The sequence below is a fragment of the Variovorax sp. VaC1 genome, from assembly GCF_043658315.1.
Classification (GTDB): domain Bacteria; phylum Pseudomonadota; class Gammaproteobacteria; order Burkholderiales; family Burkholderiaceae_C; genus Variovorax.
In genome coordinates this window covers 946,637-960,476 of sequence record NZ_JBIGLT010000002.1, presented here as the reverse complement: position 1 = coordinate 960,476, position 13,840 = coordinate 946,637, and the positions used below count along the sequence as shown (strand labels likewise).

Genomic DNA, 13,840 nt, shown 5'->3' with positions numbered 1-13,840 from the left:
TTAAGAGGTTAATTAAATTGGTTACTGCTTGGTCTGAAGTATTGCGAATGTTCCCTTTGGAAGATCAAGCTCTTCACGCCAAATTAAAGGGTTGCATAGATCCGAAAGCCGAGCATCCAACGTTTTCCCCAAAATGGTATATAGCGCAAGCTGATTTTTGGTGAACGGGTGTTGGGCATTTTCTAGAAGACTAAAAATGCAGGAGCAAAGGTTTGACGAGTAATTCTCGCCCTTAAAGAGTTGTGCCAAAAATTCAATTGCGAAGTCGGTTCCAATTTTCTTGGATGCAATCTCTTTTAGTAAATCGTCGCACTCCAGCTTGAAGTACATGCGGGTGGCCAAAATGGCCCCCACAATTTTTTCGCAGTCCCCGGGTGCGGATGTGAAAATCTCCATAGGAATTTCATCTCGCAGACTTCGAAAATCTATTTCTGAAAAAACTAAACTCAATGCAATAGGAATTATTAACCCTCTATTTTTAGGTCTTTCTATGAATGATTTGATTATCGATTTCGGATCGGTGTGCAGCGCTCTGTATGGAAATGAATACACTTGCGTCGAGATCTCTCCTAATAAAGCAGAATGTTGCTCACTTTCCCACGTGGAGGCGTGCATGCCAAGTAAAAAGTTGGAAAAAATATTGGTTGAATTTTCTTTTATAAGAGTTAAAAGGAGCAAAAGATCGTTGGTTGGTCTAAGGCCAAGGGGTTGGAATCCAACTGTGGAGAATGCGACAATGTGCGCCATTCGATGTTGAATTGGCTTGGGTTCGGCCGCGACAGTAATTTCCATTAGTCGATGAACGATCCGTGCGTCATCGCTATCTGAATGAGAAATCCTCAATCCAAATCCAAAAATTGGTGCGCCGATTACCGATATCTGAGGGTCAAATGGCGAGGACTTGGTGCTGTAAGCTATATCTGCATCAGACACCCCTTGAGTGGCCCAGCGCTCACTTGCATTGATCCAGTCCGAAGAGTCGCCATATAGACCAACTTCTACGTCGGCGGCGAAATTAGGTAAATCATCATCATCCTCAATCGAGGCTATAAATGCAGATAGCGGCCAAGGAATAATTCCAAGAATTTTTTTTGTGTTCTCCAACCCAAAACCGTGGAAAACCTCTCTTAAGCTTGAGGCCAATGTTGCAGCACTCGGCTGGTGCGCAAAACGTGCGGCCCAACTTACTGGAGCCCAACTCTTCCCCAGCACAGGAATGTCACTGGCATTTGCGAGCCACCCAGCGTAGAGATTTGATGAGCGCGCTACAAATTTCAGCTCGGTGTTTTTTTCTTGAAATTTGAAGAGATATTCATCTTGTTTTACGTCATTTCTCCAGGGGGAAATGAGTGTGCTCAATTGCTTGTATTCCCTTCTTGCAGCGTCGGAGAGTTTTCCTGAATTTTCTTCATTGAGAAAATCATGCAATCTGGTTGCAAATGACGCAATCCCGAATCCTTTTTTAGTGGGGTCTGATTCGGCTATTGCCTTAATTAGAAAATTTCTTGAAATGCTCTCCGGAAAAGGAATGGGTAGCACATCCAATAATTTTAATATCGTCTCGCTATCAGATGGAAATAATTCTTTTACGGGGTCAGAGTAGACCGCCGGATTGGAGCTCGCCAAGGATAGTAATAATCCCCACGCTGCTGTTGATGAGGGCAAGGTGGATGTTGCGATTTGAGATTTTATCGTGGAAATAATAATCTCATGAGTGCCTGTCTCGGCCAATGAAATAAATCGCCTATCAAAAACAGGGGCTCCATTGGAAAGCAAATCGAGTGCATGAGCCGCCAGCATTCTTCGAGAAATCGGATGATCTGCTCCGATGCCGTCAATAAACAAATCAAGTGCTAGTCTCCCTCCGGACCTAGCGAGCTTATTTGCTCCATCTATTTCTATTTGCCGAGGAATTGAAACTATTGTCTGCCGCAGATGATGTAACACGTCGTCGGAAAAACACCTACTCGCGGCAATTAGAAACACATGCCTCCAATGAGAAATGGCCGCAATATGCGATAGGCGCTTCGTCACAACTGAATCTGGCCCTGCCGTCAATGCACCTGCCGCCATAAATTCTTGAAGTGACCTGACATCAAAAGTTATCTGCCCTTCGTCTCTTGCTGCTAATAAAACGAGCCGATGTAGAGCTACTTCAACAAGTTCGGCGCTTCTTTCCGAAATTTCCGACTGGCTATGACCTTCTTCAGATAAATACTCTTGAATAAGGGCGGTGAACCGCTCTTTTGTTAAATAAGAATGAGCGGCGCCCGCCAATTCGCTATCTGTTTGCAAGACCAACCCAGCACGCTGATGGATTGGACCAAGAATGCTCCAATTTCTTTCGAGAATTTTTTGATTTTCTCCTCCTTTCGCCTTTTCTCTCTTTTTGAGTATTTCAAAATACTCGCTGAATAAGGTCCAGCGTGCGTTTGGAATGCTGCCGCCAGTATCAACAATCATGTGCATGATTGTTACCTGCAGCGGGCTCGTCATCAATCGAGATATCGCTGATTTTTTTGTTGCGTCCTGAAGTGCTCGCAATATTTCATTTCTGCGATGTGGGTCATCGGGATATCGAGCCGATCCTAAAGCTTCACCATAAGCGACTGCGTCGCTTGGGGTCAGATCAGCGAGAGCCCAATGGTCCCATACGTCAGAAGACAAATCATCGTTGTAACCTTGCGGCCTGGTTGTTACGACAAGCATCAGGTCTGCGGAAAGCGAAATTATTTCCCCCTCAAACACTGATATGGCTTCAAGAATGGCCGCACGCTCTCCCGATGGTGGAACCTCATCGAGCCCATCGAGCATGACCATCCAAGGGTAATTTTTGAGCCATTGTCGGAGATCTCCTTTTTCAATTTTCTCATCACTTTCCAATGAAAGATCACTGGCAATTTGGCCGAGTAAAGAAGGAATTGAACTGTTGGAGCCTCGCGCAAAACTTATTGCGTCGGCAAAACGCGGGAGAGAAACAAAAACGGGAAATCTTCGAGGAGGGGAAGTTGATATTTTTTGATTCTCTGCGCGCCCCAAAATCTCTTTTGCCAAGCCACGCATCTGTATATCAGATTGAATGGCTGCCCAATCGGAAATTATGCTTGCTCTAAGTACCTGAACCGAAAAAACACTTGCTGTGGATTTGCCCTGTCCTGGCCCGCCTAAAATTACAATTTTGTTTTTTATTTTCCTTTCGGAGGCGGAGCTGTTTTTGTCTGGAGTTGTATTTAGAGATTCCGGGTCTAACTTTTCGCGGGCGCGTTCTATTAACTCAGACACAACCCGCTTCGGACCTCCGTTGAGGAAATCATCAAGATCGGAACTGCTTAAGGGTAGATCAACAAAAACTTGACTGGCCCTAATTTGAGGATCAGATACATCTCCGGCATCTTTTAGTCGGGCAAATTGATCCCTGCGAAGGCAGTTTCGTAACGCTTTGCGAATGCCATCCAGAAAGTCAGTTTTCTCGAAATATAATTTCTCCATTAGGCTAGAGATCACATCCCCGGGAGTCAGCCATGCTGAGAAACTACGGCGAACAGCTTCATGGGATTCCAGTAAATCTTCTAATTTATTTGCGGGCCAAATATCAATTTCTTTGACACCTAAATCGGATTTCCATGAGGAAAGATGCTCTGAAATTTTTGTGTATCCGCCCTTGGTTTCGCCTTTTGCTTTTTTAATTCCATCTGCGCCAGATAGCGCGACGTTGGTTGCAATGATGTAGTAAGTAGGACGCCGAATTCCTCTGGCAGCATACTTTTTCTTTTCATTTGTGATGCTTTTTTTAAGCCATGCCAAATCTTGTGCAGGGGATTGCAGTTTTTCTTTGAATTTTGCCTGCACAACTAGATACCCAGTCCATGGGTATCCGTTGATTTCTCCGTCGAAACAAAAATCTCGCGCACCGTCCGCGCCGGATGAATAAACCAATCCGGCTGGACCGAATTGACTATAGCAAAGTGCGCGAATTAGTCGTTCAAACGATTGTGCGCCCAGGCGACTTAGGTCAATTGGCATTTTTAATGCTTCCTTTGTTCGTATAAAAATTAAACTGTTTTGGGTTCACGGATTTCTCTGTGTAACCATCACCGGATCACGCCCAGCTTTCGCGCGATCGCCACGGCCTGCGTCCGGCTCTTCGCGTCCAGCTTCATGTTGATGTTGCGCAGGTGCGTGCGCACCGTGCTGTCGGACACGAACAGCTTTTCGGCCATCGCGTTGTTCGAGTACCCCTCGGCCAGCAGCTGCAGCACGCGGATCTCCTTGCGCGTGAGCGGCTCCTTCATGGCGTCGCCGGCCGGTGTCTCGGCGTCGGCCGGCGCGGGCAGCGGGCCGATGAGTTGCAGCAGGCGCTGCAGGTAGTCCGCCAGGATCGGGTCGGTGTTGGGGCCGCCGCGCGACGCGGGCGCTTCCTGCATCGCGATGGCGTAGCGGTGGATCAGCGTGCCCACGGCCGAGCCCTCGTCCAGGATCAGCCGCACGAATCCTTCCTGGCTCGCCGTCTGCAGCACCTCGCCGATTTCTTCGATGGCGGCGGCCATGTCGCCGGCGCGCTGCAGCGCCATCGCGCGCAGCACCTTGAGCTTGAGCGCGCGGCGGTTGTGCGCCGAGGCGCGCGCGGCGTGGATCTCGGCGTCGAGCACGGCCAGCGCCGCGCGCGGGTCGCCGAACGCGATGTCCCAGCGCGCGGTGGCCAGCGCCAGGTAGTCGAGGTCGTGCGCGGGCAGGCGCTGGCGGCGTTCGCGCTGCCACAGCGCGGGGTCGTCGGCGCGCAGCAGTTCGTCGCGCGAGGCGGGGCCGTTGCCCTGCAGCAGCAGCACGCGCGAGCGCTCCAGCTTGGCGCTGGCCACCACGCGCGGCAACTGCCGGTGGTGGCCCAGGTATTCGAGCTCGGTCAGCGCCTGGAAGGCCGCGTCGATGTCGCCGACATGGAACGCGATGCGCGAGCGCATCACGTGGCTCAGGATCATGTGGTCGGGCAGGCCCACGTCGCGCGCCAGCGGCAGGTACACGTTCAGCAGGTGCTCGGCCTGCACGAGCTGGTGGGTCTCGTACACGGCGCCCGCATACAGCACGCCGGCCCAGGCGTTGCCGTGGCTGTGGTTGTACGACACGGCATGGGTCGAATCGACCGCCATGCGCAGGCGCGCGGTGGCCTGCCGCAGCCGGCCTTCCTGCAGGTCGAACAGGCCGGCCAGCGACTCGGTGTACATGCGGTTGAAGGTGCTGTTGCCTTGCTCGCGCGCGGCTTCGAGCATGCGCCGTGCCTCGTGCTGGTCGCCGCGCACGGCCAGGATATGGGCCATGGCATTGAGCAGCACGCTGTCGGCAAAGGCCAGGCCGGTGGGCAGGCGCGCCAGGCTCTGGCGGCCGATGTCGTAGGCCTCGTCGTGTCGGTCCTGCATGGCCAGCAGCAGCGGCACGAGCGTGTGCGCGCTTGCCCGCACTTCGGGAATGGGGCTGTCGAGGCAGCCCGATTGTTCGAGCATGCGCATCGCGTCCCACGGGCCGTGCGTGAAGCAGGTGGCCCACAGCGCGATGGGCTGCAGGAACGGGTGTTCGCGCAGCTGGTGTTCGGGAATGGCCGAGAACCAGCGCGCGAGCATGCGCATGCGGCCCTGCTCGAGGAACTGCGCCGCATAGCTGTCGAGCAGGGTCAGCGCATACGGATGGTCGCCGCCTTCGATGGCATGGTCGATGGCGGGCACCGGGCGGTCGTGCGATTCGTACCAGCCCGAGGCCGCAAGGTGCAGCCGCTCGATCTCGCCGGGTTGCTCGCGCGCCAGTTGCGCGCGCAGGAAGTCGGCGAACAGGCTGTGATAGCGCCACGCAAGGGCGTCGCCATCGCCACCCACGGGCGTGAGAAAAAGGTTGGACGCCGCGAGCTGCTCGAGGATGGCGGCGCAGTCCATGCGCGGGTTCAGCGCCTGGCACACCGAGGCATCGAGCTGGCGCAGGATGCTGGTGCGCAGCAGAAAGTCGCGGATCTCTTTCGGCTGGTGCGCGAGCACGTCTTCGGCCAGGTACTCGGCCACCGCGCGGTCGGAGCCCGAGAAGCGCTCGACAAAACCGGTCTCGGTGCCGTGCCGCTCCAGCGCCATCGACGCGAGCCAGATGGCGGCCACCCAGCCTTCGGTCTTGCGGTGCAGCTGCGACAGCATGTCGGCGGGCAGCGCCTGCATGGCCGGGGCCGTGCGCAGGCCGAAGAAGGCGCTGGTTTCTTCCAGGCTGAAGCGCAGGCGGTCGGTGTCGATCTCGATGAGCTGCCCGCGCGCACGCAGCCGCCCCATGCCCAGGTCGGGCAGGCCGCGCGAGCCGATCACGATCTGGCCACGGCGCGGCAGGTGCTCGACGATCTCGCGCACGAGGCCCAGCACCGCCGGCTCTTGCACGACCTCGAAGTCGTCCAGAAAGAGGGTGAACGGCGCGTCGTGCGCGGCCAGCGCCGCCACCGCGTCGAAGGGGCCGTTGGGGTGCGGCTCTTCCACGCCCAGGCGCAGCGCGGCTTCGGCCAGGCAGTTCAGGAAGCGCGAGACGTCGTTGTCGGCGCGGTCGAGCGTGAGCCATGCGGTGGCGATGCCCTGCGCCTCCATGCGCTCGCGGATCTGCGCCATCGCCGTGGTCTTGCCGAAGCCGGCCGGCGCGCGCACCAGCACCAGCTTGACGGTGGCCGCCGCGGCGATCTCTTCGCGGATCGCGGTGCGCGGAACCTGCGTGGCGGTGGAGGCCGGCGGGTTGAGCTTGGTTTCGAGAATCCTGGCGGTGGAAGGCGACATCGCGAACGGAAAAGAACAGGGGCGGCGCAGGGGCCGAAGCGACCCGGATTTCCGTCGTTTCCGACGATGCCGCCGCCGATTCTGCTTCCTAAACTGGCTGGCGACAAACGATCGCTTCACTGCCAACCCCACCCCGCAAGGACCCCTGATGCAACTCGATTCCAGCATTGCCGCCGTCGTCACGGGCGGCGCTTCGGGCCTGGGCGCCGCCACCGCGCGCCGCCTGGCCAGCCACGGCGTGAAGGTCGCGCTGTTCGACCTCAACGCGGAGCAGGGCGAAGCGCTGGCCAAGGAACTCGGCGGCGTGTTCTGCAAGGTCGACGTGACCTCCGAAGAGCAGGTCGACGCGGCCTTCGCCAAGGCCCGCGCCGCGCACGGACAAGAGCGCGTGCTGGTCAACTGCGCCGGCACCGGCAACGCGGTGAAGACCGCGAGCCGCGACAAGGCCACGGGCGAGATCAAGCACTTTCCGCTCGCCAACTTCGACCGCATCATCCAGATCAACCTGGTCGGCACCTTCCGCTGCATCGCCAAGTCGGCGGCCGGCATGCTCACGCTCGACATGCTGCAGGACGGCGAGCGCGGCGCCATCGTCAACACCGCCTCGGTGGCGGCGCAGGACGGGCAGATGGGCCAGGCCGCCTACACCGCGTCGAAGGCCGGCATCGTCGGCATGACGCTGCCGATTGCGCGCGACCTGATGGGCGAGGGCATCCGCGTCAACACCATCCTGCCGGGCATCTTCGACACGCCGCTGCTGCAGGGCGCGCCTGACAACGTGAAGGCGGCGCTGGCCGCGTCGGTGCCCTTCCCCAAGCGGCTGGGCAACCCGGCGGAGTACGCGACGCTGGCCGAGCTGATGATCACGAACGGCTATTTCAACGGCGAGAGCGTGCGGCTCGACGGCGCGATCCGCATGGCGCCGAGATAAGCGAGTGCCGTGCGCGGGCGCGCATAGCCCGCGAAACGACAGACGGCGTCCCTTGAATATGGGATGCTTCGGCTTCCTGGCTGTTACTACGATCGCCCAGCGATCGGGGGATCGCATCAAGGAATGCCATGAGAACAAGAAACGGTGGGGGTTCCGTATGGGCGCGCTGCGTGCCGGCCGTCTTCGTGGCTGCGGCGTTGGGAGGATGCTCGTCGCTGAAGGCACCCGTGCCCGAGCCGACCTTTGCGCAGGTCTCGATGGAAGACAAGACGGTTCTCGCGCGTGCCGTGGACGACTTCTACGTCCGGTACAAGGCCAGCGCCGACGCCACCACTGCAAGCCCGCAGAACGCCCAGGCCTTGCTCAATGCGGGGCGCGTCCTGATCGAGCTTCGCTGCGAGGAATACCTGGACGCCATTGGCCAGAGCACCCAGGCGGCGGGCAACCTGCGCCAGCAGACCAACCTTGTCGGCGGACTGTCGTCGGCATTGATGGGCGTCACCGGCAGTTCCGCCAAGGAGATTGCGGGCGTGGCGTCGGCCTTCAGCTTCGCGGGCGCGAGCATGGATGCGTACTCGACGGCCTATCTCTTCGCCGATGCGGGAACCTCGATCATCAAGCTCGTTCATTCGTCGCAAGAACTCTTCATGAACGAGGTCGACAAGAGTCTGCAGGGCGCGGCGCTCAACCATACGAATGCCGTGCACATCCTGCTGGGCTATCAGTCGATCTGCCGGCCGGCCAAGATCCGCGCGCTCGTCAACGACGCCATCAGCAAGGCCCAGGTCGTGGCGGAAATCGTGCCCAACAACGGGGCCGACCTGGAAGTCATGGGTGTGCTCGCGCAACTGTCGCGCGCGTTGGGCGAGCCCATTTCAGAGAGCGATGCACTCGTGCTCTACGCGCGTGTCCTGAAGCCGGTGGATGGAAGCCTGAAGCTCGCAAGCGGCACGGAACTGAACAAGGTCCAGATCGCGAGCCTTTCCAACATATTCCTTCCCCTGGGATTGAAGAGCTCCAAGGTGGGAGAGCGATGGAGAGCGGTACTGAATGGCGCAACGCCTCCGGTGAACACGCCGCCGCCGCAGGAGCTGACCAGCTCTGCCAACGCCGCGATCAAGGCGACGGAAGCCAAGAGCGACGCAGCGAAAGCGGCGGGCGCAACCGAGGTTGCGGGGCAGACCTCGGTGGTCACGCAGAAATTGCAGCAGGCAATCAACGAGGTGTTGAAGGGGGGCGATCTGGAGAAGGCCAAGGGCTTGGCCGACGAGGCGAAGAGCCTGGCCGATGCCGCGGTGGTCTCCGCGGAAAAGAACAAGGCGAACCCAAAGATCGCCAGTCCGGCAAGTGCCGCCGCGGGTGACGCCGTGTCGACTGCCGCCATCGTGAAAGAGGCCGTTTCCGGTGCCATCGCGCGCAGGGACGGTGCCAAAGGACTGCAGCCCCGGATGAGCCAGCTGTCGCTGCCGATCATCGGCATTGCCCGCTGACGCATCGGGAGCGCCTTCCCCTCGGGCGAGGCGCTCCCCAAAATCGTCCGTTCCGACGACGCTGTGCATTGGCGCGGCGCCAACAATTCTCCGAACCCCTTGAAGTCCACGGAGAAAACCCATGCCCGAAGCCTATATCGTCGCCGCCGCGCGCACCGCCGGCGGCCGCCGCAACGGCCGCCTTGCCGGATGGCACCCGGCCGACCTCGCCGCGCAGGTGCTCAATGCCCTGGTGGAACGCACCGACGCCGACCCCGCGCTGATCGAAGACGTCATCATGGGCTGCGTCGGCCAGGCCGGCGAGCAGGCGTCCAACATCGCGCGCAATGCGGTGCTGGCCTCGCGCCTGCCCGAGTCGGTGCCGGCCACCTCGGTCGACCGGCAATGCGGCTCGTCGCAGCAGGCGCTGCACTTTGCGGCGCAGGCCGTGATGTCGGGCAGCATGGACATCGTGATCGCCGCCGGCGTCGAAAGCATGACCCGCGTGCCGATGGGCCTGCCCACCACCTTGCCGCTGAAGAACGGCCTGGGCTTCTACGTGAGCCCGCTCATGCAGAAGCGCTACCCCGACATCCAGTTCAGCCAGTTCACCGGCGCCGAGATGATCGCGAAGAACTACGGCATCGAGAAGGCGGAACTCGACGCCTATGCGCTGCACAGCCATCGCCTTGCCATCGAGGCCACCAAGGCCGGGCGCTTCGAGCGCGAGGTCGTGCCGGTGTCGGTGCGCATGGCCGATGGCACCGAGCCGGGCGAGATGCACACCACCGATGAAGGCATCCGCTACGACGCCACGCTGGAGAGCATCGCCGCCGTCAAGCTGATCGCCGAAGGCGGGCGCTGCACGGCGGCCACGGCCAGCCAGATCTGCGACGGCGCGAGCGGCCTGATGGTGGTCAACGAGCGCGGCCTGAAGACGCTGGGCGTGAAGCCGCTGGCGCGCATCCACCACATGAGCGTGATGGGGCACGACCCGGTCATCATGCTGGAGGCCCCCATCCCCGCCACGCAGCGCGCGCTGCAGAAGGCCGGCATGAAGATCGACGACATCGACCTGTACGAAGTCAACGAAGCCTTCGCGCCGGTGCCGCTGGCCTGGCTGCGGACGCTGGGCGCCGACCCGGCGCGGCTGAACGTGAACGGCGGCGCGATCGCGCTGGGCCATCCGCTGGGCGCCTCGGGCACCAAGCTGATGACCACGCTGGTCCACGCGCTCGGCCAGCGCGGCAAGCGCTACGGCCTGCAGACCATGTGCGAAGGCGGCGGCATGGCCAACGTGACCATCGTCGAGCGGCTCTGAACGGGCGCGTGGCGCGGGCTATGCTCGCGGCCACATGCCGTCGTCCATCGATCTTTCTTTTTCTTCGTTGCCGGCCGCGGGCGTTCTTGCGCTCGTGCTGGCCTTTGCCGACCCCGCATCCGCCATGTCGGGCTGCCTCGACACCGCCGTGCAGGTGCCGTCGCCGCCGCGAGCGCTGGCCATGGCCGACGCGGCGTTGCTGGAGCACCAGGCCTTCGGCGGCCAGACCATGGATGCCGAAGGGCGCCTGACCGAGGTGGGCGACTACGAGGCCGAAGACACGCGCCGCACGGCGAATGCGATGCCACCCTGGCAGCGCGTTCTCGGCTACTGGCGGGCCATCGATCCGCAGGACAGCAGGCTGCCGTCGATCGTGCGGTTCGGCGGTGCGCGCCCGGCGGACCGGAGGCTGCTGACGCAGGCGTTGAGCCAGTCGGCCGCCGCTTCCATGCAGAACCTTGGCACCGGACCCGACCAGGGGCTCGATGCCACTGGCTTGCACGCCGCCGAAGTTGCGGTGAACCGGGTGGCGGTGATCGACTCGCCCTGGTCCGCCGCGTTCATCAGCTGGCTTGCGCGCCGCGCCGGGCTCAGCGACGAGGAGTTCGTTTTCTCGGAAGCGCATGTCGATTACGCCGGTGCCGCGTGGCAGGCCGGCGTGGCCGAATCGTTGGGACAGCCCACACGCTCGGCAATGCGCGCCTGCGACCTGATGCGTACGCCGCCGCGCGTGGGCGACCTGGTCTGCCAGGCGCGGGGCGATGGTGCCGGGCTCGACACTTTCGAGAAGATCGGCGAGGTGCTGGCCACCCGGCCCACCGGCGGCGACGCGCTGCCGATGCACTGCGATGTGGTCGTGGCCGTCGACGCCACGGGCTTCGATACCGTGGGCGGCAACGTGGCCCAGTCGGTCACCCTGCGCCGCCTTGACTTTGCGCGCGGCACGAACCTGCTGGACCCGAGCTACCTGCCCGAAGGGTGCGCGGTGAGCGGCGCGGCCAGCTGTATCGACCGGCACATGAGCCGCCAGCCCTGGACGCTGCTGCTGCAGTGGCGCTGAACGGCCACTGCGTTGCCGCGAAGGCTGTCTCTGTCTATCGGTAGAACGCTTCGACCTTGCCCTTCAGCTTGAGCAGCAACGGGTAGCCCTTGCGGTCCACGGTCTTGCCCGCGGGGACTTTGATCCAGCCTTCGCTGATGCAGTATTCCTCGACGTCGAGGCGTTCCTTGCCGTTGAACCGGATGCCGATGTCGTGCTCGAAGACGGCCGCGACGTGGAACGGGCTGCGCGCGTCGGAGGACAGGTGGTCGGGAAGGGGTGGGAGGGGAGTGGCTTCTGTCATGGCGCCCGATGATAGGACCTGGCGGCCGGGCGCCTTGGCCGCCCCGCCGCGTCATCGCTGTTTCTTCTTTTTCGCGGCCTTGGCGGCCGGCTTGGGCGCAAAGCCCAGCGCGGCACGCGCCAGCGCGTCGGCCTCGCCGTTGCGATGGCGCGGAATCCAGCGGATGCTGGCATGGTCGAAGGAATCGAGCAGCGCGCGGGCATCGTCGAACAGCGCGGCCATGCGTGCGATCGGCCGGGCCTGCGCCGCGCCGAGCTGTTCGACCAGGATGCTGTTGTCGCTGTATGCCAGCACCGCCGTGGCGCCTCGGGCGCGCAGTTCCTGCAGGGCCAGCGTGAGCGCCCGCAATTCGGCTTCGTTGTTGCAGCCCGTGGTGTGCGTGGCCTGCGACAGCGTGCGGCGGCTGCCGTCAGGCGCGGTGATGACCGCACCGATGCCCATGCGGCCCGGGTTCGGCATGGCGCTGCCGTCGCAGTAGACGACCCACGGAAGGCTCTCGCTCATTCGTTCGTTCGCTGGTTTGCTTGCGCTACCCGCCTGCCTGTTCAGCAGTTGTTGCGCTTGATGCCCGCGAGGTTGCAGGGCCGCTGGCCCGGCGGCGGCCCGGGGTCGTGCGCATGCGGTGGCGGCCGCCGCCGCGGGGGACGCCAGCCGTCGTAGTACGGGTCTGGGCTCAGGATGACGACACCGGGGTCTTGCGCGGGTTCCTGCGTGGGGCGGGCATCGGGGTTGCGCGGGATGATGGCCGGGCCCGAAGGGGTGGTTTGTGCCAGCGGCGATGGCGGCGTGTAGTCCGGCCGGCGCCACTCCTCGGATGGCGCGCGCGGCGCCGGTGGTGGCGATTCGAGGATCGGCACCTGCCGCGACTGCCGGTTGCCCGCCGGACAGGCACCGTCGGTGTACGAGACGGCGCCGTTGGCGTCGGTGCAGCGAACCACGTCCGCATGCGCGCCTGACGCCATCGCGAGGATGGAGAGGACGAACAAGAGGGGCGGGGTGCGCATGGGGGAGAGGTTAGCGGGGATGCGGGGCGGGGGCAATCGGTGTGACGGGCATCGCGCGTTTTGCGGTTCACTGCGCCCGACGGAATGCGGTTGCCGGAAGGCCGTGCTTTTTCATGTGCCCCGCAGTGATTTTCCGGTCGCACTCTGCCTATCCATATCGCAACGGCCAGCTTCACGCAAACGGGTACGGCCCCTCCATCGCCCCGATGTGACTCACATGGCTCACCATGCCATGCCCCTCGTCCCACAGATGCAGCATGCAACCCGGCCGGCCCAGGTACGAGGCCGGCGCCGCGTCGACGGCCAGACGCAGCGCGATCTCTGTCGTGCTGCTCGGACACGCACACACCACGGTGCCTGCCCAGCGCCTGAACATCGTGCGGTGCACATGCCCGCACAGCACGCGCTCGATGTTGTCGAATGCGCGAACGATGGCTTCGAGCGGCGCAGTGTCCATGCAGCGGTACGCATCCATGTACGGAATGCCGCTCATGAACGGCGGGTGATGCAGCATCAGCAGCGTGGGCTTCTGGCGGTCGGCCTCCAGCGTGCGCTGCAGCCATGCGAGGCCTTCCGCATCGACGCCGCCGTGATGCAGGCCCGGTATGCAGACGTCGAGCGCGACGATGCGCACCGGATGGTCGTCGATGCAATAGTGCAGCGCGCCGGTGCGCGGCAGGTAGGCGTGGTCCGCGAAGGCGGTGCGGAAGTTTTCGCGGTGGTCGTGGTTGCCGGGGATGACGAGACATGGCATCTCCAGCCTCGCGAGCCGGGTACGCACTTCGGCGTATTCCTCCGGCCGGCCTTCATCGACGAGGTCGCCTGTCAGCAACACGAGGTCGGGCCGGCGGTCGAGCTTGTGCAGGTGGTCGATGGCCTCGTCGAACATGCGGTTCGAGTCGACAACACCCTGGTAGAGCTGCCCGGCGGGCCGGACATGGGGATCGGAAATCTGCGCGATGAGCATGGGGCGAGGCCTCGTGGTTTCCT

Annotated in this window: 10 protein-coding genes; 4 read left to right on the top strand and 6 right to left on the bottom strand. The window is 61.6% G+C overall.

Going from position 1 to position 13,840, the window contains the following annotated elements:
• Window positions 1-21: 21 nt before the first annotated feature.
• Window positions 22-4,023, bottom strand: coding sequence for an NACHT domain-containing protein (locus tag ACGLHS_RS11415; protein WP_394479646.1), 4,002 nt, complete (start codon window positions 4,021-4,023; stop codon window positions 22-24).
• 68 nt (window positions 4,024-4,091) lie between these two features.
• Window positions 4,092-6,782: a LuxR C-terminal-related transcriptional regulator gene (locus tag ACGLHS_RS11410; protein ID WP_394479644.1), complete on the bottom strand. Its 2,691-nt coding sequence runs from the start codon at window positions 6,780-6,782 to the stop codon at window positions 4,092-4,094.
• Window positions 6,783-6,930: 148 nt separating this feature from the next.
• Between ACGLHS_RS11410 and ACGLHS_RS11405 the strand changes: the two genes are divergently transcribed.
• The 4 genes from ACGLHS_RS11405 to ACGLHS_RS11390 all read left to right on the top strand — a co-directional run bounded on the left by ACGLHS_RS11405 (window position 6,931) and on the right by ACGLHS_RS11390 (window position 11,563).
• On the top strand, window positions 6,931-7,713 hold the full coding sequence (locus ACGLHS_RS11405; RefSeq protein ID WP_093246642.1) for an SDR family NAD(P)-dependent oxidoreductase: 783 nt from the start codon (window positions 6,931-6,933) through the stop codon (window positions 7,711-7,713).
• Window positions 7,714-7,940: 227 nt separating this feature from the next.
• Window positions 7,941-9,203: a hypothetical protein gene (locus tag ACGLHS_RS11400; RefSeq protein WP_394479641.1), complete on the top strand. Its 1,263-nt coding sequence runs from the start codon at window positions 7,941-7,943 to the stop codon at window positions 9,201-9,203.
• A gap of 121 nt (window positions 9,204-9,324) precedes the next feature.
• Entirely contained in the window at window positions 9,325-10,503 is a 1,179-nt protein-coding gene (locus tag ACGLHS_RS11395; RefSeq protein ID WP_093246644.1) for an acetyl-CoA C-acetyltransferase, read from the top strand.
• Window positions 10,504-10,537: 34 nt separating this feature from the next.
• Window positions 10,538-11,563: a DUF2272 domain-containing protein gene (locus ACGLHS_RS11390; RefSeq protein WP_394479639.1), complete on the top strand. Its 1,026-nt coding sequence runs from the start codon at window positions 10,538-10,540 to the stop codon at window positions 11,561-11,563.
• Between the two features lie 34 nt (window positions 11,564-11,597).
• Here the strand turns inward: ACGLHS_RS11390 and ACGLHS_RS11385 are convergent, their stop codons facing one another.
• The 4 genes from ACGLHS_RS11385 to ACGLHS_RS11370 form a co-directional block, all read right to left on the bottom strand.
• A complete protein-coding gene (locus ACGLHS_RS11385; RefSeq protein WP_394479637.1) occupies window positions 11,598-11,846 on the bottom strand; it encodes a DUF3297 family protein in 249 nt (82 codons plus the stop codon).
• A 51-nt stretch (window positions 11,847-11,897) separates the two neighbouring features.
• The gene (locus ACGLHS_RS11380; RefSeq protein WP_394479635.1) at window positions 11,898-12,350 is read right to left on the bottom strand and encodes a ribonuclease HI family protein; all 453 of its coding nucleotides are present in this window, start codon (window positions 12,348-12,350) and stop codon (window positions 11,898-11,900) included.
• A 41-nt stretch (window positions 12,351-12,391) separates the two neighbouring features.
• Window positions 12,392-12,850: a DUF4124 domain-containing protein gene (locus ACGLHS_RS11375; RefSeq protein ID WP_394479633.1), complete on the bottom strand. Its 459-nt coding sequence runs from the start codon at window positions 12,848-12,850 to the stop codon at window positions 12,392-12,394.
• 172 nt (window positions 12,851-13,022) lie between these two features.
• A complete protein-coding gene (locus ACGLHS_RS11370; protein WP_394479631.1) occupies window positions 13,023-13,817 on the bottom strand; it encodes a phosphodiesterase in 795 nt (264 codons plus the stop codon).
• Window positions 13,818-13,840: the final 23 nt, after the last annotated feature.

What these genes read in the sequence shown, in the direction of transcription:
- ACGLHS_RS11415 (WP_394479646.1), bottom strand. Translation starts at nt 4,023, where the DNA reads ATGCCAATTGACCTAAGTCGCCTGGGCGCACAATCGTTTGAACGACTA.
- ACGLHS_RS11410 (WP_394479644.1), bottom strand. Translation starts at nt 6,782, where the DNA reads ATGTCGCCTTCCACCGCCAGGATTCTCGAAACCAAGCTCAACCCGCCG.
- ACGLHS_RS11405 (WP_093246642.1), top strand. Translation starts at nt 6,931, where the DNA reads ATGCAACTCGATTCCAGCATTGCCGCCGTCGTCACGGGCGGCGCTTCG.
- ACGLHS_RS11395 (WP_093246644.1), top strand. Translation starts at nt 9,325, where the DNA reads ATGCCCGAAGCCTATATCGTCGCCGCCGCGCGCACCGCCGGCGGCCGC.
- ACGLHS_RS11390 (WP_394479639.1), top strand. Translation starts at nt 10,538, where the DNA reads ATGCCGTCGTCCATCGATCTTTCTTTTTCTTCGTTGCCGGCCGCGGGC.
- ACGLHS_RS11385 (WP_394479637.1), bottom strand. Translation starts at nt 11,846, where the DNA reads ATGACAGAAGCCACTCCCCTCCCACCCCTTCCCGACCACCTGTCCTCC.
- ACGLHS_RS11380 (WP_394479635.1), bottom strand. Translation starts at nt 12,350, where the DNA reads ATGAGCGAGAGCCTTCCGTGGGTCGTCTACTGCGACGGCAGCGCCATG.
- ACGLHS_RS11375 (WP_394479633.1), bottom strand. Translation starts at nt 12,850, where the DNA reads ATGCGCACCCCGCCCCTCTTGTTCGTCCTCTCCATCCTCGCGATGGCG.
- ACGLHS_RS11370 (WP_394479631.1), bottom strand. Translation starts at nt 13,817, where the DNA reads ATGCTCATCGCGCAGATTTCCGATCCCCATGTCCGGCCCGCCGGGCAG.